Source organism: Lactiplantibacillus sp. 7.2.4 (assembly GCF_018991185.1).
Taxonomy (GTDB): domain Bacteria; phylum Bacillota; class Bacilli; order Lactobacillales; family Lactobacillaceae; genus Lactiplantibacillus; species Lactiplantibacillus pentosus.
The window spans coordinates 1-351 of the sequence record NZ_JAGYGS010000181.1; the positions used below are offsets into that span (position 1 = coordinate 1).

Annotated in this window: 1 pseudogene; it reads left to right on the top strand. The window is 33.9% G+C overall.

The annotated features are described in order from the left end of the window. Positions 1 to 125: pseudogene (locus KGF70_RS17110) on the top strand (IS30 family transposase); the annotation flags it as partial. Between the last annotated feature and the right edge of the window lie 226 nt (positions 126 to 351).

A 351-nucleotide genomic window follows, 5' to 3' on the forward strand; every position in this document is an offset into this window, starting at 1 on the left:
AATTTAAACTAGCTACTAAATCTCTTTATAATTGGCTAAATCAGGGGAGAATTGGTTTCTCCTTGAATGATCTACCTGAACATGGCGTACGCCAACGGCGTAACGTTGACCAACGATCCCAATATGTTAGATTGTAAAATTAATCTGAATGCTGTTCGTACAAAATAAATTAGGTTCACTTCACAATGATTTTTGATTGTTTACTAACAAATTTTATAATTAATAGAACTAGCCAGGCCACAACTTAACAGTTGTGGCCTGGTTTTTGATACTGTATAATTAAAGGGTTAGAACCGTGTCATTACTTAATGACATAAGTAAGGAGATAAAAAGATGAAATATGGCTATGCG